The sequence below is a fragment of the Cyclobacterium amurskyense genome (assembly GCF_001050135.1).
GTDB lineage: Bacteria > Bacteroidota > Bacteroidia > Cytophagales > Cyclobacteriaceae > Cyclobacterium > Cyclobacterium amurskyense.
The window spans coordinates 4,244,544-4,266,416 of record NZ_CP012040.1 but is presented as its reverse complement, the minus strand read 5'-3'; the positions used below and the strand labels follow the sequence as shown (position 1 = coordinate 4,266,416).

Genomic DNA, 21,873 nt, shown 5'->3' with positions numbered 1-21,873 from the left:
CAGATCTAAGATTAATAGAAATGCTTAGAATATCGTTGAATTGATCCAAAAGGACAGGCTACTCGAAGGAGCCATTAGGAAGAAGCAGCGACTGGTATTTGAAAGGATTCCATAGATCAGGTTTTGGGTAAAGGCCTAAAATCAAAAGTTTAATTGAGAAATAGTAACCACATTTGACCTAAATACACATGAAAATTTTAAGCAAAAGCATCCTATTGGCTTTTATTTTTTTTGGCACCCTGATAGCCTGTACTTCAACGGATGATGCAGATGAATTTATGCAAGATGATAATGGAGCGTTTAACAGGACAAACGTACAAATATTGTTGCCCGATGGATCTAATGTGGACCTATCAAAGAGCACCTTGGTTTCACTAGGCGCTAATGCTGATATAAACGCGAATGGAATTGGAAAAGTACCTTTTAACAGCCAAACTATAGAAATTGGGTACCTACTGGATGCGGACAATAATGTTTTGCTTGCCGGGTTCATCTCTGACCAAAGAAAAGAACTGTCGATTGAAACCACCGCCGAAGTCATACTCTATTATGCCCTAGGTTATTATTTATTGCCAGATAGTGCAAAAAGTGCCTTTTTAAATAGTATTGGGCAAAGTACAGATTTTTCCAATTTTGTAGAAGAAATGCAAACCTTGTTCAGGAGTAACCCACTCTTCTACAGTCAAGGCAGTTATGAACAAATTTTACAAAACTTTATAGCGCAATTACTTCCAAACAGTTCAACCCAAATAAACAAAAGGATTTTTTTTAACGATGAAAGCACCAAAAGTGGTGTCACACTGTCCAGTGTTGATTCCACTCGTATTATGTTAGAAAATTCTTTGCCCAGAAGGTCTAACGTTATCATTTACAAAAAAAGTTATACGGATAGAAACGGTAACCTTATCGATATTCCAAATTACACCTCCACTGCTTTTGAGAATTTTAAATTGGAAGCTGGCAAGACCAACAAAATTGAAATGTTAGAGTTGGGCAATTCAGTGCAGCAAATAAATGCACAACAAGCATCCATTGAAAACACAATAAAAACGGACCCTATTTTATTGCCAGTAAACCCTGCCTCCGAATTTGTGGCTGAATACGAAGTGGTTGTTATTGGTGCAGGTCAGGCCAATGCTGAGGAGAGAAACATGACCGAGGAAGAACGTAGCCTGTATGCCGAACTCAATAAAAAAACCTATGTGATCGACTATTTTTTACCTACGCTGCTTGACATTAGTGGTAATAAAGCATTACTGCCACCATTTGGCAGTGATAAAGAAAATGAACTCTACAATGCTGTTCTCCCTGTACTAGAGCAATATCCTGAAGTAATTAAAGAAGTTGTAGACAATAGGTTTAAGGAAGCAACAAGCATTTTTCTTCCTGCCTTGTATGAAGATGTAAGATTAAGCAATGATTTGCGTACCATTTTAAAAGACGTTTACACTATAGTGTCAGGTAACGGTGCATTTCCCAATACTTTTATTCAAGATCATGAGTTAATTGAGACTGGATATCAACGAACTAAAATAATAATTGAGGTGGTTAATAGGAATATAAAAGCAACAAATTATTATTCCAATTTCGGGGGACTACGCACTAAGGCCTTTAATTTTGAAAGCTGGAACGTTAAATCAATAGATGCGGTAGTTAAATTGCAGCAGGATAATGTTGAACTCTGTTTAGGACAATCCACTGAGCTTCGAGTAACTGCAATTACCGACATTGAGCTCGAAGTTGAAGAATTTGAATTTCATTGGAGTACTTCAAATGAGTACAGAGGAAGGGTTCAGGATATTGGTGATAATTCCAGCAATTTTGGCCAATCAATTATTACAAAAAAGAATTATGTGTCGTACATCAGCACTGCACTGGAATCTGAATTAGAGAGTGGTGAAAATAAAGAAACCATAACGGTTATCCTGTACATACGCAATAAAATTACAGGTGAACTTTCAGAAGCCGGACGGGATAGTATGACCATGATCAACAGGAAAAATTGTGAATCATTTACTGTGTCATTCACTAGGCAATCCAACCTAAGGGAGATCTCAGATATAGGCTGTCCCAATAATATAAGTTATCAGGCTTTTAGTCCCATTCCTTATTCTGCTGATTTTGCTGCGGTAGAAGGCGCTTCCGGATATAAAGGAATCATTACCTCCAGTAATGGCGTGGTGAACCAAGAAAGGGTGCTAGATGCAAGACAATTGGAAGATTTAGGGGATGGAATGTTGCGATTTAATTCAGGGGTAGGAAGCATTATTATTTTTGAAAGTTGCAATAAGGCTACAGCTGAAGCTCGTTCTAAGGAACTGGTTCAAAATATAAAGGTAGAACCTGTAACAATAGAAATTACGCCAATATTTAATCAATAGGTGAGCCTCCTTGCCATAGAATATGCTTTATTTCTATAATTTCTAAAAGAAAAAAAAATATTGTAAATTCCCCATACTTTCAAAAAAAGCATGGGGAACACTTTACATCAGAACAACAATCAGCTAGTTACCGCTTTTAAAAATAATGAGCAGAAGGTGATGCAAGAGGTTTATCAAAATATGTTTCCAAAATTCAGAAACTATGTTTTTAATAACCATGGTAATGAAGCTCAAGCCAAGGATGTATTTCAAGAATCTTTTATTTCTTGCTGGCGGAACATCAAAAAAGATAAACTCAAAGAAAATAGTGATCTAGAAGCCTATCTTTTTACCATAGCCAAAAATAAATGGACCGATTATTTACGTTCTGCCCACTTTAAAAAAATGGTCTCTGATGAAGGGCTCATTGCCATGCGGTCCAACAACGAAGAGCAGTGGGATGAAAAAGAAGAGGAAAGTAAATTGAATGCACTGCATGAGGCCCTGAAACAAATTGGTGCCTCTTGCAAAAAGCTTTTGACCCAGTTTTATTTTGAGCGAAAGGCGATGGACGAAATCGCAAAGGACCTACAACTTACATCGGCTTCGGTTCGGAACAAAAAATACCGATGTATGGAAAAACTAAGGGCATTGGCCATGGAAACCAAAAACAATGGATAAGTACCCAAATTACATATCTCAAGAACAGCAAGAAGAATTCGAAAGAATACTTTTAGAACAAATGGATTCTAAAGAAAAAGAAGAATTCAATAACAAACTGAACCGTAATCCAGTCCTGAAAGAACAGTTTGATGCGTTTAAAGAACTGTTCCTTGCCATTGAGGAAGAAGGTCTCAGAAATTTGATGGACCTATTCCATGATAGCCATAAAGAGAAATCCGGCGCAAAGCATAAATCTTATTGGTACCCTATAGCTGCCAGCATTGCCCTATTGTTATCATTGGGTATTTGGTTCTTTAACAAACAAAGCCCTAACGAGAAGCTTTTCCAAAGTTATTTCACAGTTGATCCAGGTCTTCCCACTGTTATGGGCAACAATGACAATTATGCCTTTTATGAGGCAATGGTTAATTATAAGCAAGGTAATTACGATATGGCCATCACTAAATGGGAAAAGCAATTGCTTACAAATCAAGATAGTGACACATTGAACTATTTCTTGGGAAGTGCCTATTTGGCCAAAGGGAATACAGATAAGGCCATTGTTTTTTTTAAAACTACCTTGAATTCTAGTGCTTCCGTATTTAGCAAAGAAGCCCATTATTATTTGGCTCTTGGGCTATTAAAAAACAACAATACCGAAGAAGCCATTAAACACCTAAAAATGGTTGAAGACGAAAAGAGTGTTGAGCTTCTGAAAAAAATTCAAGAATGAAGCATATGAAGCTCCATGCATTGCTTGCCGTACTTTGCGTAGCCCTATTTTGGAATGCAAACGCACAGCAAGAGGCTGTCTTAATAAAAATAGATAGCCTTATCGCTTTAAATGAGTTCGTAAATGCCCAAGAGGTGATTAAAGCGGAAATGGACAATCCCAAAAATTCGTTATTGGGACATCTGATCTATCCTTTGGGAAAGATAGAATTCTTACAAAATCCGGAAACTGATTTTGAAAAAGCCTTGGACTTATATGACCGGATAGACTCCAGAAAATTAAAAGACCCAATAGCTTACGAGGCCAATTTAAGAATGGGAATTCTGTACATAGATCAAGGAACTCCATCAAAGGCACAAAAATATTTGAGAGAAGCAAACAGTTTAGCCAAAGAATTGGGTGATATCCAAAAAATGGTGGAATCTGAATTTCATTTGAGCGAGTTAGGCCTCAAAATGGGCGATTTTGGATTATTGATCGCACACACGGACAACGCTCTTGATTTAATACAGAAAAATGATTCCGAAAATTTCCCTTTGGCGCCACGAATATACAATTACAAAGGAGCACTAATGTATTTTAATACCAAACCTGATAGTGCCAATTATTATTTTACAAAGGCAATCAATGCTTTGGACTCAACCGTTAACGACCCAGAACAAACCGATTATCTCCCAGGCACCATCTACGGCAATTGGTTCTTGGTCAAACAATCCTCTGGCAATTTTGATGATGCCATGCGTTTCACACTAAAATCAATAAACCATTACAATGCTTTTTTGAACAAAACCAATAACCATCCCTTAACGGAAAAAGTGCATGGAAACCTTATTATCTCCTATAGAAATTTGGGCAGCCTGTATTCCGATTTGGGTGAGAAGGAAAAGGCAAAAAGAATTGCCATGCTAGGATATAACCATGCAAAAAAACACTTCTTAAAAAACACCATACAGTATTTCGGTGCCGCCCTGATGGTAGGCGAATCGTTACTATACAACAATGACTTAGATAAAGCAGAAACTTATCTGGAAGAAGCAAAAATCTCTTTAAACTCAATCAATGGAGAAAATTATTCTTACAAAGCCAATCTTTACGGGGTATTGGGCGACTTAGCTTTTCAAAAAGGTAATTACCAAGAAGCAATGCATTATTACCAAAGCACGCTTCAGGCTTATAAAAACAGTAATGGGCAAGGATTTTCACAAAATGAGGTCTATACCAATATCAACCTGGCCAAATCCTATTCAAATCTCAATAAGTTTTCAGAAGGTATTCGTACTATCAATACTACCCTTGCTAAGGTTATTTCGGTCTATGGTGAAGATAGTTATTTGGCAAATGAGGTACAAATAGCCAAAGTCAAGATATTTTTTGATCAAAAAGATTATGAAGGTGCCATTGGACTGAGCAATCAAATTTTGGACTCCTACAAGAAGCAGCCGTTTAACAATGTAATTTCTGAGGAATTTTTTAGCCCAAACCAACTAAGGCTATTGCTTTACCTTACCAAAGCCCAGTATGAAATGGACACCGTTAAAACAGTGGAAAGTTTGGGTAAAATTACCGACATTATACAGAATGCCATTCAAAGAATTGAAAGGAAAAAATCGCTGATCACCAACGATTCCGATATCAATGTTCTATTAGAAAACAGTCGAGAGTTATTCGATTTTGGTAAAAAGGTCTATCGTAAAATGTTTGACATAACAGGTGATAAGAAGTATTTGGAGAAAATCATTGACCTTCATGAATCTTCGATATACCATCGAATCCGAACACGACTCAATCTAACAGAAAATAAGCTAACTCCGGAAAGTATCAGGGAGGAAGAGGAATTATTGCGCATGAAAATCAATTCTTTTTTTGATTCTACTGAAGAAACTCAATTTGATGTGGAAGATTGGAAGGCTAGCTTATTGGAGTGGGAGGATTACCTTGCTAAAATAAAAACAGAATATCCACAATATTATGAATTAAAATATAGCACTGTATTGACCCCTTTGGGCGATCTACAGCAAAATATTGATGACTCGTCCACTGCAGTACGGTATCTGTTCATCGAAAATAGGCTCGTTGCCTTCATCCTAACCAAAGACCGTATGGAGATGGTGCCACTACCATCCGATCTATGCTTGGATTGTATTACAACCCTATCAGATTACCGAATAAACAGTTCTGAAACTTTTGAGTGCTTCTCACTTTTGTATCAGTCTCTTTGGGAACCTATCCAAAATAGAATTGAAACCGAAAATATTATTATATTTCCCGATCAAGAATTGTTCAACCTAAATTTTGAACTTCTTACTTCGGAGAAAATCAATTCCTATCAAGAACTTGCAACCAAAAGCCTTTTGGGCAAACATAATATCTCCTACAATTATAGCCTGCTACTATTGGATGATAATCGAAAGACATTGAATTTCAAAGATGACTTTATAGCCTACGCCCCTACCTTTGATGAAGGTATGAAGAGAGCATACGAAATGGCCATTAACGATTCCATCGATATTGATAAAACCTACCTGACTTTATTGCCCCAACCGTTCAGTGCCGCTATTGCTAAAAGGTTTTCTGAACGATTTGGAGGCAGGTCGTTTTTAAATCAGCAAGCATCCAAAAGCATATTCACTAAAACTGCGAATGAGCACAAGATTATACATATCAGCACCCATGCGGAATCGAACAATGTAAATCCCGAACTGTCGAGATTGGTCTTTGCAAAGAACATTTCCGACTCAACCCTAATCAATGATAATTACCTGTATACCTATGAGATCTACAACCAAAATCTAAATTCAAATTTGGCTATTTTAACGGCTTGTGAAACGGGTCTGCCGAGCTATCAGCCCGGTGAGGGCATGATTTCACTGGCCCATGCTTTTAACTATGCAGGAAGTAAAAGTATCTTGACCAGTCTTTGGCAAATTGATGAGCAATCAAGTGCTGAAATCCTAGACAGCTTTTATGGATACCTTGAAAATGGCCTTCCCAAGGATGAGGCTTTAAGAAATGCAAAATTGGATTATTTAAATCAAGCAGAGGGAAGGACGATTCATCCGCAATACTGGGCTGGTTTAATTTTAATGGGAGACACCCTGCCTATAAAGCTATCCCCTTCTGTCAATTACTATTGGTACTTAGGTATAGGCTTATTATTAGTGTTGGCTGTTTTCTTGATAATTAGGAAAAGAAAAACCTCCGGTTTATCCTAAACCGAAGGCTCTGCTAAAACTGACCAACTCAAATTAGTTTTGATGTCTTACATTAGGATCATTATCATCCGGATCCAGATGTGCAGGGCTACCGTCCCGATCATTATCAATAAATCCCTCACCATCAGGCCGAACGTAAAGTTGAAAGTTAAATGGTAAAAAAGTGTCTAAAGTACGCGCATCAAACTCTACCGAAGGGGCCGCAGAAATTTGAATGGCAGAATTTACTGTTCCCAAGCCTGGGACGACCATAGAACGCACCCATACAATCCCTGTGAATTCTCCAAATTGTATTACTCTGCCATTAAAATTGACCAACATGCCTTCAAAATTTTGACTCTCATTTCGAGAACAAATCGGATCGAATCCATTGCTAGGATTATACCCCACCTCTGCAAACATGGTATTGATTTCTTGGGCGATAATTTGATTAAAATCTGAAACACCAACAAAACTTACATTAGGAATCCAACGATAAAACACCTTCTTGTCAAGCCGTTTTATGTCAATCCCTATCGGAAAGTTTTGCGAATCTCTTATACCCGTTCCTGTGTACCCTACTGAATATTCAAGACTAAGAAGAGGCTGTTCATTAAATGAAACACGACCACCTGGATTTTCAATTATAGGGACTTTATTTAATGGTACAAATATACCATTAGACATATTCCAATAGGCAGCACCCGCTCCTGCATAATTATCACAAAACTGGGCTTGAACATTTTGTAAATTGTCAATCTCACTATCGTCATTAATACAACTTAGTACTCCTGTCAAAATCAGCATTATGCTGAGGTGTTTTATCTTTTTCATATTGGTTATTTTACCTTCTATCGGAATAAAAGGAAAATGTCATCAAAATATTTTATCAAAGTTTTACAGATAGGCTTGTTCTATGCCTTACATTAAAATACTCCTTATTTGTATGATTATTTTTTGGTTTTACGATAGCAGGATAAAGTACCATTATCAAAGGAAAATATCCTTATAGTAGTTTCTTCTGAAAAAAACGATACTACTAATAAGCAAGTACGACAACAAAGTAAAGGTGATACTCCAATAATAGGTTTTCAGCTATTTGTTCCTAATGGTGTAGGCTTATGTATTTGGAAGGTAGCGACTACAAAATTGGGGAGCTTCTCTCCAATCTAATGGTATTGATTCGACTAAATAGGTGCTTTAACCCGAAATATGCAATAGACATTTTATTACATAATCCGGGTTTAAAATCGAATTGAATAAATGACTTAAGAGACTCTTTGATGGCAACAAAAAACCTCCTAAGAATGTAATACAAGCATTTTTTTTCAAATGCAACTTAAACGAGTCAAAAACCGATCTGTTTAACCTGACCTTTAATTAGGACACAGTTTTGTTTAAATTTGGTTATATTACTTTTAATTTGTTAATTAATGACCATTTTAAAATAAACTATCAAGGTATTGAATACTAATGCCCAATTTATGCATCTATTCAATAAGTATCTAGCCAACACCTGTTTGCCATTAGAGAAAGATGCGCTATATGGAATGCTTAGTCATCCTTTTTATAAGGATACTTTGAACCAAAAAATGCAAGAGTCGTGGAAGCTCCCTAGTACTGAGCTGGGTTATAAATTACTATCCATTAATGATTTACACCTAAAAACCAAGGAAAGAAAGCCTACTCAATTAAATGTTTCAAAATCATTTAAGACAATTACGAAGGGGTACTGGGCTGCGGCAGCCTTTATTTTTTTTGCCTGCTTGACATCCTTATTTTTTCTTTCAAAAGAAACTGAACCCATCAACCAAAAAGACCTTACATCTCTTTCAGCTGGTATTGGTGAAAGAGAATACATGATTCTTCCGGATAGCAATAAAATCTGGTTGAACTCCGGTTCCACGATAAGATTCCCTGAGGACTTTTCTTTTAATGAAGTAGTGGCGGGGTCAATAGCTTCTTGGAAGGAAAGCAATTTAGAATTTGAAAACATCCAGTTTGGCGAGGCTGCTGTTACACTTCAAAAGCCCTTTGAAGTTGAGTTCCTTTTCGACATTGATACCCATAGGAAGTGTAGGTTTACTGCAAATCTTGATTTGAAGGAAGACTTAGATAAGGTCCATAAAGCATCGACAAAATTCAATGCTTTTTCCTCAAGTGAGGAAAATAGCAATATCTATTTTATTTGAACTAAATATCTGTAAAAAATATGCCTATGTAAAATCCAGAAAACAAAATAAAGCTGCCCCGGTTGCACCCGAAGCAGCACTGCCTAACAAAAGGCATAGATTCAGTCATTATCAATTAACTTAACCCAATTCAAAACTATGAAATTTTACTTATCTAGGACGTATCGTGTCCTATTAGAAAATCATGGATTTCATCCATTGAATTGTCAAGCATTGGCAATTCCTTTTAAAACGCTAGGAGTCGGCTTTTTAGTATTTCTTTTTATGATTACTACTACCGCTACTACCAAAGCCAACAATCAATTACCGGAACTTGAAGATGTTGTTGTCAGCATAGAACTAAATGGTGAATCACTCTTGAGTGCCTTCAAAAAGATAAATGAAAGCACTCCTTACAAGCTCACTTATAAGTCGGGTCAAATCAAAAAGCATCAAAACCTAACGTTAAGTAAGTCAAAGAGAACACTTAAAAATACGCTGGATCTACTACTGGCTAATACAGATTTACAGTATGTAAGAAATGAAAACAGTATTGTAATAACCCCAAGGGAAAATAAACCGCAAAAGGTTCAGCAATCCAGTGCTACTGCTGCCCTAAGGCTTATTACAGTAAGCGGGAAAGTCACTACTGAAACTGATCCTGAGGGTATCCCCGGAGTGAATGTCCGCGTTGTCGGCACTCAAAACGGAACTGTCACTGATTTAGATGGTCGATATGAGATAGATGTAGCCGATGGGAATGCTATATTGGACTTTTCATTTATAGGATTCGAATCCGTACGTGAGACAGTAGGGACTAGAACGGTAATCAACGTTACACTGACTGAAGATATCAGCGGCCTCGATGAAGTAGTAGTGATAGGTTATGGTACGCAAAGGAGAAGTGATCTCACAGGTTCCGTTGCCAGTGTATCAACAAAGGAGCTTGTAGACAGGCCGGTTGTAAATATTGGACAAGCATTACAAAACAAGGTCTCAGGCGTTCAGGTAGTAAAGCAAGGCGCTGGCTATCCAGGTTCCAATCCAATCATCCGAATCAGAGGTACAAACTCTATTAATTCAAACAGTGATCCACTATTTGTAGTCGATGGGATTATTGGAGTTAGCAATGCTTTGAGAAACATCAACCCACAGGATATTTTATCAATGGATATCCTGAAAGATGCCTCAGCCACTGCTATCTATGGTACTCGAGGAGCAAATGGCGTGATCATCATCACCACCAAGCGAGGAGAGGTTGGTGAAGTGAAAGTTAATTATAATGGTTCGGCAACCTTGGGAACCATGCAGAGAAATAACTATACTGTTACTGCAGACCAATTTTTCTACCTTTATGAGCAGGCGTTTACCAACACGCCTAAGTATGGCACCCTGGATAAGTCAAAGGATTTCAGAGGGGGTAAAGGTACAGGCGCTTCATGGTCTGAAATGCCTCATTTGTTTGAACAGGTTCCTCAGGGAGGTTACTTTATGGACCTGGTTGGGAATGACGGCAATTATTACAAACCTAGATATTATTCGAACTGGGAGGATATCGCTTTTGATAATTCCTTTTCACAAGACCATTATATTGATGTGAGTGGTGGCTCTGAAAATGCAAAATACTCCTTTGCCCTGGGTCATACTGATCAGGATGGCCTTTTGATGCAGTCTTACTACAAGCGTACAAATGCCCGATTTACAACGGATATCGAATTGAATAAATGGTTGGGTGTAAGCACAAACATTTTATATTCAAGGGCAAAAAACACAAGAGGTGATGACCAACTGAGAACTGTTTCAGAGACATGGCCAATATTGCCTACCAAGTATCCGGATGATCCTGAATTTGGTATATATGCAGGTACCTGGAGTACTGGTAGAGATTTTCCTGTTGGAGAAAATTGGAGAAATATTGTGTACACAACTGATCAGAGAGACGGATATTATCTAAACCAACAGTTGACTGGTGGTGTAGTACTTAACGCTCAAATTACAGATAATTTAAGTTTTAAGTCCAATTTCGCCATAGATAGCAGAAGTGAAGACAGTAGATGGTTCAACGGGGATTTCCAGGGAACAAGGAGTTCGGATGCCAGAGGAAGTAATCAAAGATGGTTTTATTGGCAGAATGAAAACTATTTTAATTACGATAAAATAATTGACAAGCATTCCTTTTCCGGTGTACTTGGGCTTTCCTGGCAGGAAACTCAAATGGAATGGTTAGAAGCGCAAGCCTCCAATTTTCCATCAAATTTTTATAGTTATAATAACTTAAATGCAGGTGCCAATACACCAGTAGCCCTTTCTTCAAATCAAAGAAGTGCCCTTAATTCCTATTTTGCGCGTGTCAATTATGCTTATGATGGCAAATACATGTTGACAGCAACCGGGCGAATGGATGGATCTTCAAAGTTTGGACCCAACAATAAATATACATTCTTTCCATCTATTGGATTAGGCTGGACAATTTCCAATGAAGAGTTTTTGGAAGACAGCAGAGTAATTTCTAACCTTAAAGTTCGAGCCAGTGCCGGTGAGACAGGTAATCAGGAAATCGGAAGTTTTGTAACCCAAAGGTATATCAACACGACGAATGTGATGTTTGGTGATGGCTTAAGATCCGGTTTCTATCCGGGATCTACAGGTAATCCCGACTTAAAATGGGAAACAACTTTTCAGTGGGACATAGGAATAGACCTTAGCCTATTCAATGACAGGTTCAATATCGTAGCTGACTATTACCATAAAACAACGAGTGACATGTTGTTTAATCTTCCATTACCAAATTCAAGTGCACCCGGTAGTGCTTTTGTAAATTTAGGAGAAGTAGAAAACAAGGGAGTAGAAATCGGATTGGCAACCACCAATATTCAAAGGCAAAATTTCACATGGAATTCGCGCCTGACCTTGTCTGCCAATCGAAATAAGATTTTGAAACTTGGTCCCACAAACGCCGACGTTTTCGTTGATACCGGTGCAGGAAACGCTACTTCAGTATATAGAGTTGGCGAACCAATAGGTTCTTTCTTTGGGCTAAACCGTATGGGTGTATATAGCACACAGGAAGCTGCTTTGGCTGCGCGCTATGGTAGGGTCCCTGGTGACTTGAAGTTTGAAGATGTAAACCAGGACGGAAAAATCGAGTTAATTTCTGATGGTAATATTATTGGTAATTCTTATCCTAGAATTTACGGTGGATTTATCAATTCATTAACTTATGGGAATTTTGATGCAAATATTACCATACAATTTGTTGGTGGGGTAGACAAAGCCATTGTGCATGAGTCTGCTGAAGACCGTCAATTTGTGTCAGGTATGGTAAATAGGGTGTTGGATGCCTGGCGTCCGGATCATCAAGAGGGAACAATAGTAGCTCAGGTTAGAGCGGGTAATGCCGGTGCACGTTACGATTCATTTACCGATACTCATGAAATTTACAATGCAGCATTTATCAGAGGGCAAGCAGCTTCGATAGGCTACACATTTCCTAAATTGGTAGGTATTGATAATTTGAGGGTTTATTACTCAATGGAGAACTTCTTCCTGTTAACTGCAATAGAAATGGAAGGGTATGATCCAGAAGGTAGTTCGCTGGATAAAGGGCGATCTAATATTCAGAATATTGATAAATATCAATATCCTAATCCTACAAATTTCATTTTAGGAGTTAATGTTAATTTCTGATCTAAAAAGAGCTAATAACATGAAATACAATAATAATTATATCGTGATAAAACCCGTAATTTTCTTATTGGTATGCTTTTTTACCCTAAGTAGTTGCGAGGAGTTTTTGGAGGAAGTACCTACTAATCAGCTTACCGCTCAGGGGGATCTGACGGCTAGAGAATTCGGAGAACCTTTAGCTATTGGTGCATACAGAATGCTATCTTCCTGGACAGGTGGTGCCAGAGATTGGGGGAATATTTTGCCTAACACATTGGAATTCCCTACGGGTGGCGCATTTACAAGCGAGCCACATGCCCAGTTCGATAAATATGCTACAAACCAGGTTACAGGTAACCTATTGGATAATTTCAATAATCAGTGGTCAAATTGGTATGCTGGAGTTCAGGATGCTAACCTTGCGTTGGATTTGCTTCCTTCTGTAGACCTACCGCAAGCCCTATTGGCTCAATATCAGGGAGAAGTTCGTGCCTTACGTGCATTCTATTATTTCAATATCGTTCGGTACTGGGGCGACGCAGTGATGATCACCGCACCCCTTGACAATGTAAATGAAGCAGCATTACCTCGAACCAGTCTCAAGCAGATATACGATGACGTAATTATCCCTGATCTTGAATTTGCTCTAAATGCGGTCCCAGCTGGTAAATCAAGCAACGGACGTGTAACACAGGATGTTGTCAGAGCTATTTTAGCTGATGTATACCTTACCGTTTCCGGATACCCATACCAGGAGGTAGAGACTGATCCTAGTAAAGATTGGTGTGGTGAGGGATCTTGGGCCATGCAAGAGTACCCTGTGAGCGGTGGAAGTGCTAAAGCATTTTTGCAAAAAGCGAAAACCCAGCTTGACGCGCTTTATGGCAATTATGCTCTGGGAACTTATGATGATTTGCATGACCCGGCTATGAACAATAATGGAGAAGCTATATTTCAAGTACAATATTCCACCCAACCAGGTTATAACAATGGCATATTGCAACCTTCTTTACCATTATTGACTAAAATATCGAAATCTGATGAGAACGGTTCATTTGTACCAGCTCAGCATTATTATGATTCCTATGGTAGCAATGACAAACGTGCCAAGGAAAGAGCAATGTTTTTTACTTGGGATACGAACATTGATGATGAATCCGACACAATTCGGTTTCCGCCCCACCTGTTCAAATACTACGATGCAGCAGCTGTAAAGTCAGTGAATGGGTCTGGACTGAATTGGTCACATTACCGGTATGCTGATATATTATTAATGCTCACAGAAGTAAATTGGGCATTGGGTGAAAGTCCCGCAGAAATAGAAAAAGGGATAAATGAAGTAAGACTAAGGGCCGGTTTGGCTCCTCTAAATGGCGCATCGATTACACTGAAAGAAATACTCAGTGAACGTGCTTGGGAATTGGTATTTGAAAACAAAATGCTTTGGGATCAGCGTCGTACAAGACGATGCATTGTTTATGGCGATGAAGAAATCTCAAGCATTGCAAACTTCGTTGGACACCAACCTCAAATATTCAACTTTGCTTTTACTCCTCAGCATTTGTTATCTCCAATACCGGGAGATGAAATGAACAACAATGGGAAAATTCAGCAGAATTTTGGGTATTTGCCAACACAAACAAATTAGTCTCGATGAATTCATTTAATCAAAAAGTTGAATAAATATGAAAACTAAAAATATATTATCGATATCATTCATAGTGTCGTTTGTATTAATGATGGGTTGTACCGAGCAACCCTATTTTGACATCCCTTTAGATGAAAATGGTAATGTGATCTTTACGGGTATATCTGAAGTCACATCAAATGGCGTGACGGCAGCAGATCCTAATTTCACCATTAATGCCTATTTTCCAAATGCAAAACCGGGAGATGTGATGAAAGCAGAGGTATTAAAAAACCAGATACCTTCATGGGATCCTGATGGAGCATTACAGTTATTGCCTTTAGAAGGGTCTTTAAAAGAGGTAACGGTTGCCAGCGATTTGACTGCTACCGTAACCTACACAAAGGCCGAAGCTGGTTTGAACAATGTAGGGGATGCTGTTACCATTGTATTTTCAGGAGACACTGATTCAGGGATCATTTCGATCACTCTTCAACCATAGTTAATCAAAACAATTAATGTTTTAATTAACTGAGTGCTCCCTTTGAAAAATCGGGGCCAATGGTCAGAGCCACTTTGATGGCGAAGCTGGTCCTACCAGTTAACTAACCAATGAGATCCTGCCAAAAAATGGCAGGATCTCTTTTTTTCCGTATTGGTTCTAGTTCTTCCAGTTTCGGCCTTGGTGGCGGTCATTAGCCTAAAACCTATAACCCCCTGCTTTTTTATCACCTAAGCGCTAAAAAGCAAAAGAGGAAAAACAAATCTCGGAAAAATGGTCTGGTCCCTGAGCCTGTCGAAGGGTCGAAGGGTCAGTAGGCTTGGTTATTGTACCTCGTTATTCTTTCTAATGATTTTTACAATTCGGTTAATTGTAATTTCCGATAAGTTCCATTCATAACCATTAAAATCTGTGGTATTGATAAATTGAACCACTATCGCATCTATATCTTTGTGGTATTCTGCAAGGCTTTGATAGCCAACTACCAAACCTCCATGATTGTATTCATAAGGATAGATTTCCTTTTCTCCTTCATCAAATACCGAACCATCGTTTAAGGCCCGTAAAAATGTACCCACATCTTTTGCTGTAGCCAACATCCCATAGTCACGGGCTTTTAAATCTTCCTCATACCCAACATAATATCCACTCATTACATCATCTAAATCGACTTCAGTAATCGAAAAAAAAGTGTTTTTCAGCTCAAGTGGAATCAATATTTTCTCTTTGATATACTGATTGTGGCTATACCCTAAAACATCATCCATAATCCTACGAAGCAATAAATAATTCGTGTTGGAATATTCATATCCTTCATTGGGTTTAAAACTAGCAGGTAGATCTAGAGCAAAATCTAAAGCATTATTGCCATTTTCTTGTTCGTTTTCCCAATACGCTGGATTATCGGTGAAATTTGGAATACCAGAACGGTGTTGAATCATCATCCTCAAGGTAATTTCTTCAGCATTTTCAATTCTACCAATAAGTTCTGGAAGATAATCAGCAAGTGTTTTATCAAAAGACAAACGCTTTTCTTTGACCAATTTAGTAGCTGCTACAGCAGTATATAACTTGCTAATACTTGCAATTTTAAACAATGAATTTGGGTCAGCTGGTATCTTATTTTCTCTATCTTTCCAACCACCTGTATAATGTTCCGGTGATTTCCCTGCTTGGTCCACATATACAATCATGCCGTCAAAACCGTGCCCAATTGCTTCCTCTACTTGTTCTTGAATAGTATCAGGAAGAGGTAAAATCCAGGCTTTAACCAAAATCCATGGCACAAAAAACATGGAAATTGCCGTTCCCCCGAACAAAATGATTCTGATTATTAAGGTCTTCTTTTTAGTCATAAATTACATGAACGACAGTTTTTCCAATAAATCACACCAATTCTAGATAGGTCTATTTAGCCTCGGAATTTTGTATGTATCGACAATGCTACCAAGCACTTAGGCTAATAATTTATCAAATTAAGTATTTCGGAAAAAAAATCTAAGGGATAGACCACATATTTATTGAAAATGGATATAATCCGACTTTCCAGGTAGATCTGCTTGACTTGTTGAAAGGTTTTGAAGCAAAACAGCAAGGATCAAATAGCTTTGTGGGAAAAGTAGGTTAAAATAATAAAAACGCCTAGTGCTTACGCCAAAACCAACAGAGGAGAGGCAAAACATTAATCCTATAAAAAATTTATCCATCTTGCCTTTCACCATTTCAGGAAGTTGACAATATCTTTTTTCCTTGAATCACTATCTCCTACGCTATAAGAGCCAAAGCCTTGCTGCAAAATAGTATTTACCTAATCATTACTTCCCAGTACTTGGTGTGCTTGGATTTACCTGCAGGCCCTTCTACCGTTAAGGTCACCACTTTGTGAATTCCTTTTTCTTTGAATTGATGGATGGGATTTTGTTGGTTTGAGTAATTTCCATCCCCAAAATCCCATTCCCATTTCAAAATCTCACCTTGTGATTCATCTCTGAAGGATACACGCATGTTTTCCATATCTATTACTTCAAAGGACCAGTCTGCCTTGATCAAATCCTTTAATTCACTTTCTATTGGCATCAATTTAAACTTGCGCAGGTAGCTTGCGTCTTTTACCATGCGCGTATCATGGGATAAATTGAAATGCCCCTCTCTTTCCCCTCCATCAAAATCCAATATGGACCAGGAGAGTCCAATGCTTTCCCCCTGATTGAGTTCCGATTCAATGGCCTTTTGAGGGCCTTCAAAAGGGGCATAATCATAAGGCGTAACCCAAAACTCCAAAACGAGCTTTCCTTCCTCCCCAGGTTCAAAGTTGTAATCATAAGCATAATTGGATTGAGGAAAATCACCTATCCAATGTTGGTTTCCCCAAATCAAAACCCATGCGTTATTAACAGGCGGGGTATAGATATGGTAATTCTGAGCGTGGACACCACTGAAAGTAAAATGATTTTCTAAATAGGTATCCTTTTGGCTATCCCAATTCAGGTCTTCTTTAGTATAAACCGGGTTATAAATAAAAGGACCACCGGAAAGGTCGCCATCAACCACTATTTCGAAAATATCATTCAGGTAACCCTTGTTACTAAACCTCCCAAAATCCCAAAAATCATCAGTAGCTTCATACAAAAAGTATAACCTGTTCAAACCCTCTACCCAACCTACTTTGACGCTTACATCCAAATCATTGGTATGATCAATAGCATTTCCCAATCCATCCTCTGTATCTTTCAACATTTCATTGCCATATACATATGAATTTGGTACTATTTCCCAGTCATCCGATTTCCCATCTATACGTGGCATTTGATCATTAGGAAATTGAAAAATTTTGAAAAGTATTTCATTTTCGGAGGTCTCATTCGGGGATTCATTTTGCGACTTCACCGAAGAAGCACAAAAAACAGCCAATATAGTAAACAGACAAATTTTCAGCTTGCTCATTTATCGAAGAAACATTTATAACGCATAAGAATATTTATTTATCATTTTCGCCAATTATTTATATGCTTAGCTAATGAGTTGCCAATATATAACCTATGCTATCAACCACTTAGGTCTATTATTTATCAAATTAAGTGTTTCGGTCAGATATTCTAAGGGAAAGACCACATTTATTATTGGAATTGGTTATAATAAGATTTTCCTGTTAGATCTGTTTGGTTTGTATAAAGGTATGGAAACAAAAAAGTATGGATCAAATAGCTTAATGGGACAGGTAGGTCCATATGGTAAACACCGCCTAAAACTCGCAATTAAGCCATCAGAAAAGTGGCCTTAGTCATTTGAAAAAATAAAAGAGGGGAAATGATTCCCAAAAGTAAACCTATTTCTCGGTACGATGATCTAGTCCCTGAGCATGGCCCCTGAGCCTGTCGAAGGGTCGAAGGGCCAACCAGCAGAATGCTAAGTAATTGACATGCGTTCACTTTTCATTGATATAAGAAGTCAATGAGTTCACCAGTTTCAGGGTTATAGAGAATGAATCTCTCATAACCACTTAAGTTTCCTGTTGGAGGGATATAGATCGGCTCCATAAATTCAACTGTATCGTATTTCAGAATCGAATCAACCCTAGCATTATCTTGCATAACAAGGGCTCTTGAGACAAAATTCTGATAGTGTCCTATATCAAATTTCCCTGGTATCGAGTCAGTTTGATACCCCATTAGATAAAGGCTGTCAAGAGGAGCATTCTTTGCCCTTAAATGTCCAATAATTAAATCGAGTGCATCACTGAGCTCAGTTTCTTGAGTCTCGAATTCGATTAATAATGGCGCATCAATCTCAAGTTCTAAGACGTTAGATTTTTGTTCCGATGTGCTATTTGCGCAGGAATGTAGCGTTAAGGCAAGAGCAAGTATTGTAATTTTATTCATCATTGCAGATAATGCACCACAACGGGGTCCAGCTTTAAGCCGGAGGGCATTTGGAAGCGTTCCCTTCCAAAAGATCCCTAACCTCCTAAAGCTATTGATTTTGCCATTTATCGGAACCGCCCGCTGTATCCATGCTGATGTTAGACTCAGTTCTTTATCAGGTTTACTATCAGTTTAATCATCAAATCCCTTTGCTCAGGTAAACTTTGCGCTACTGAAAATGCTACCAATGTGCTTTCATTATTGTTTCTAATTCCTCTTTCATCCAAATAATAACCCTTCTACTCAAACAACTATACGAACAGGAATGAAACCACCTTTTTCCATATAGATATATAATGTTATTTGATGAAAATATTAATTCAATGCTTCAAAAAACCTATGATTTCGAAATTACCAGGATTATTTATAGCATATTCAATTAAAACCTTCGATCCTACTTCTTTTTTATTGACTCTCTGAGAAAGTTTTTCCTTCTGGACATAGACTGAATCTCCAACTTGATTGGTTATTGTGATAATTTGAACAAATCCCATTCCTTTGGGTCCATACCCAAGTGCATTTTTTGTAATTATTGCTTTTATTTCTGCTGTTTTTGTCCAAGGAGCAAAGGGTATTTCAAAATTATTCCACGCCAGGTTTAGAAAAACGCCAAGCCCTAATATTCCGATTATCCAAGGATTCTGCTTTGCCATTTTATAATTGAGTCTATCAACCTACTCGCTTTTTCAATTTTTTTGGGAGGTGTTTTTTGTGAACAGGGAGGTTATTTTCTTTCTACCCAGTTTTCTAACTTTAAGTTTTTAATATGCCGGAAATCTTTTACGTTGTCGGTTACTAAAGTCATTTCATTTGCAAGGGCAGTAACCCCAATTATCAAATCAAACTCATCGTGTAGAGGTGTTCCTTTTTTTCGTAGATAAACCTTGTTAAGTGCATACTGATCTACAATCCCAAAGATTGAAATTATTGTCTGTCCTCTTACAAATTTGTCAACGGCTTTGTGTGACCTTTTAGGATTATCGCTGTTTTCCGCTCCGTATTTGAATTCAAAAACTGTTATTTCGGAAATAAAACAATTTTCAAGTCCTTTGTTCTGAACTTTCTACTTTCCCTGATATCCTTGTTAATTTCTTCGGCCGGCCTATCTGATGCAAATCCCCCAAAAGAACTGAAAAAATCCTTTTCATTAAGCCTTCTGCCTTTCTTAATAGATTTTGTAAGTCGTTCGAGCAATTCTAATTTACTTACAGCACTTAAACTTTCAAAAAGCGCTGAATAGGTTTCCACAATATGGCGTTCCGCGTGTGTCATAGCCTGATTTTTAATAAATATACGAAATTTCTTCTTTATACTTATTTTTCATAATAAGTAGGTTTCTCTAAAACTTTTTGGTAGCGTATTGCCTTTCGGAGCGAGCCAATATCATTTCAGTAATTGCTCTCGTTTTTCTACCATTTCCATCTTCAAATGGGTGGATGGTAACAAACCATAAATGTGCTATTGCGGCTTTAAGAACAGGGTCAATTTCTACTTCATTTTTAATCCAATTGTTTCTGTTAAGGATTTAACCTACAAACTTTTCAAGCCATAAAACTACAACCCTTGAACTTACTGCTGTTTCGTCTATAATTATTGTACGTTCTTAGGCTTTTTTTTATTTGAATTTATATCTTGTGGCGTTTTTGTCTCCGATTTTCTCAACCATTCCATTTTCAAATGCAAACTTTAAATCACGACTTGCAGTTGCTGATGATATTTCTCTAAAATTCTTTAGGTAATCCTTTCGGGAAAAGTAACCTTCCTTTATTATTGATTTGAACAGGTTGATTCTGTCAATATTTTTGAGGCTTACATTCTGTATATTTAGTAATTCTTCAAATGATTCATGTATTATTTCAAGCATAAATTCAATGAATAGGGTTGATTTTCCGGAATTATCAGATTTCCTTAAAGCCTCATAATAATTTTCCTGACGTTCCATTATTAAGGTTTCTATGGGCAAAAACTCAAAAACGGGGTGGAATTTTTTTTAAAATTAGGGTTTGCCATAGTCGTCCCATCCTTCCGTTACCGTCTATAAAGGGGTGTATAAATTCCATTTCATAATGAAACACACAACTTTTGATTAAAATTAAATCATCATCATTCTTAAGATAATCAAATAAATCATTCATTAAGGGTTTAAACATTCCACTTTGTGGAGCAATATGTGCAATTTCTGACCCCTTAACTATTCCAACAGATTTACTACGGAGTTGTCCAGCAGATTCAATAAGGCCATTCATTAATAATCCATGGGCCTCACAAAAAGACGCGAAACTATTGGGGTTTAAGTTGTCCAAATAGTCATATACTACTATAGCATTTTTTACTTCCAGAATGTCCTTCTTGGGTCCAATCACCCTTCTGTTTTCAACAATTGCAGTAATTTGTTCAATGGTCAGCGTGTTTCCCTCTATTTCAAGAGAAGAGTGAATTGTTTTAATTCTGTTTTTCTTCCTTAGTTCGGTTGGAGGTTTACTCAAATGAGCAGCGTTTACCTCACCTATCTTCTCTGAAATTAAAGCAACAAGCTTTAAAATTTTACTCGTTATAGTATAAGGTGGTTTCATTCCATAGAATCATGATAGTATCATTTGATAGTATCAAAGATAGGCAATAGGCTTTAATTTTTCTACAATTTTCAAATTATGGTATTTTGAGAAAGACAAAGGCCTTTGAGTAAAGCCTAATAACCTAAATTATTAGTAACAATAATAATAATAAGCAGAAAATTATCAACGTCCCCTTTATCAAATTGTATTCTGTTAAACACAGGTGGAACTCAAAATTCAATGGGCAAGTACTTAAAAGCACTACTAAACAATCAATTCGGCTACTTTGTAATATTTTTACTACCACCTAATTCCCTGAATTACCCAACAAAACCAATCAATCCTCATAGCAAAAAGCTACCGGAGCTTGAGTCCAACCCCGGTCGACCGGGACTACAATGAACCGATGCCTTAATCGCATCATTGTAGCCTAATTGTTATGTGGATACCCTTTTTTGTTTTGTTGGTTTAGAAATATTTTTTTA

The 21,873-nt window shown here is 37.5% G+C and carries 16 protein-coding genes and 1 pseudogene; 8 read left to right on the top strand and 9 right to left on the bottom strand.

Annotated elements, in window-relative coordinates; all coding sequences use genetic code 11:
• Positions 1-188 precede the first annotated feature (188 nt).
• From CA2015_RS17450 to CA2015_RS17435, 4 genes are all read left to right on the top strand, one after another.
• Positions 189-2,381 carry a hypothetical protein gene (locus CA2015_RS17450; RefSeq protein ID WP_048643063.1) on the top strand — a complete coding sequence of 731 codons (2,193 nt, stop codon included), beginning with the start codon at positions 189-191 and terminating at the stop codon, positions 2,379-2,381.
• 90 nt (positions 2,382-2,471) lie between these two features.
• Positions 2,472-3,041 (top strand): RNA polymerase sigma factor, encoded by a 570-nt coding sequence (locus tag CA2015_RS17445; protein WP_048643062.1) that lies wholly within the window; start codon positions 2,472-2,474, stop codon positions 3,039-3,041.
• A complete protein-coding gene (locus CA2015_RS17440) occupies positions 3,034-3,756 on the top strand; it encodes a tetratricopeptide repeat protein (protein ID WP_048643061.1) in 723 nt (240 codons plus the stop codon). The genes CA2015_RS17445 and CA2015_RS17440 overlap by 8 nt, the downstream gene beginning before the upstream one ends.
• On the top strand, positions 3,753-6,968 hold the full coding sequence (locus CA2015_RS17435) for a CHAT domain-containing protein (protein ID WP_048643060.1): 3,216 nt from the start codon (positions 3,753-3,755) through the stop codon (positions 6,966-6,968). The genes CA2015_RS17440 and CA2015_RS17435 overlap by 4 nt, the downstream gene beginning before the upstream one ends.
• A 33-nt stretch (positions 6,969-7,001) precedes the next feature.
• On the opposite strand, the gene CA2015_RS17430 is transcribed toward CA2015_RS17435, so the two are convergent.
• Positions 7,002-7,781 (bottom strand): hypothetical protein, encoded by a 780-nt coding sequence (locus CA2015_RS17430; RefSeq protein WP_048643059.1) that lies wholly within the window; start codon positions 7,779-7,781, stop codon positions 7,002-7,004.
• A 650-nt stretch (positions 7,782-8,431) separates the two neighbouring features.
• On the opposite strand from CA2015_RS17430, the gene CA2015_RS17425 reads away from it, so the two are divergent.
• From CA2015_RS17425 to CA2015_RS17410, 4 genes are all read left to right on the top strand, one after another.
• On the top strand, positions 8,432-9,139 hold the full coding sequence (locus CA2015_RS17425) for a FecR family protein (protein ID WP_048643058.1): 708 nt from the start codon (positions 8,432-8,434) through the stop codon (positions 9,137-9,139).
• Between the two features lie 138 nt (positions 9,140-9,277).
• Positions 9,278-12,805, top strand: coding sequence for a TonB-dependent receptor (locus CA2015_RS17420; RefSeq protein ID WP_048643057.1), 3,528 nt, complete (start codon positions 9,278-9,280; stop codon positions 12,803-12,805).
• A gap of 19 nt (positions 12,806-12,824) precedes the next feature.
• The gene (locus CA2015_RS17415; RefSeq protein ID WP_169786497.1) at positions 12,825-14,432 is read left to right on the top strand and encodes a RagB/SusD family nutrient uptake outer membrane protein; all 1,608 of its coding nucleotides are present in this window, start codon (positions 12,825-12,827) and stop codon (positions 14,430-14,432) included.
• Between the two features lie 37 nt (positions 14,433-14,469).
• Positions 14,470-14,913, top strand: a complete 444-nt coding sequence (locus tag CA2015_RS17410) for a hypothetical protein (protein ID WP_157470528.1) — start codon at positions 14,470-14,472, stop codon at positions 14,911-14,913.
• 323 nt (positions 14,914-15,236) lie between these two features.
• On the opposite strand, the gene CA2015_RS17405 is transcribed toward CA2015_RS17410, so the two are convergent.
• The 8 genes and pseudogenes from CA2015_RS17405 to CA2015_RS25170 form a co-directional block, all read right to left on the bottom strand.
• On the bottom strand, positions 15,237-16,268 hold the full coding sequence (locus tag CA2015_RS17405) for a serine hydrolase domain-containing protein (protein ID WP_048643054.1): 1,032 nt from the start codon (positions 16,266-16,268) through the stop codon (positions 15,237-15,239).
• Positions 16,269-16,716: 448 nt separating this feature from the next.
• A complete protein-coding gene (locus CA2015_RS17395) occupies positions 16,717-17,856 on the bottom strand; it encodes a PKD domain-containing protein (protein ID WP_084011857.1) in 1,140 nt (379 codons plus the stop codon).
• 488 nt (positions 17,857-18,344) lie between these two features.
• Entirely contained in the window at positions 18,345-18,794 is a 450-nt protein-coding gene (locus tag CA2015_RS17385; RefSeq protein WP_048643051.1) for a hypothetical protein, read from the bottom strand.
• 359 nt (positions 18,795-19,153) lie between these two features.
• Positions 19,154-19,486, bottom strand: a complete 333-nt coding sequence (locus tag CA2015_RS17380) for a hypothetical protein (protein ID WP_048643050.1) — start codon at positions 19,484-19,486, stop codon at positions 19,154-19,156.
• Positions 19,487-19,850: 364 nt separating this feature from the next.
• Positions 19,851-20,105: a hypothetical protein gene (locus CA2015_RS17375; RefSeq protein ID WP_048643049.1), complete on the bottom strand. Its 255-nt coding sequence runs from the start codon at positions 20,103-20,105 to the stop codon at positions 19,851-19,853.
• A gap of 94 nt (positions 20,106-20,199) precedes the next feature.
• Positions 20,200-20,316 (bottom strand): annotated as a pseudogene (locus CA2015_RS24665) (Fic family protein); the annotation flags it as partial.
• Positions 20,317-20,448: 132 nt separating this feature from the next.
• Positions 20,449-20,775 (bottom strand): Fic family protein, encoded by a 327-nt coding sequence (locus CA2015_RS25175; RefSeq protein WP_240477831.1) that lies wholly within the window; start codon positions 20,773-20,775, stop codon positions 20,449-20,451.
• 25 nt (positions 20,776-20,800) lie between these two features.
• A complete protein-coding gene (locus tag CA2015_RS25170; protein ID WP_240477830.1) occupies positions 20,801-21,406 on the bottom strand; it encodes a Fic family protein in 606 nt (201 codons plus the stop codon).
• Positions 21,407-21,873 lie beyond the last annotated feature (467 nt).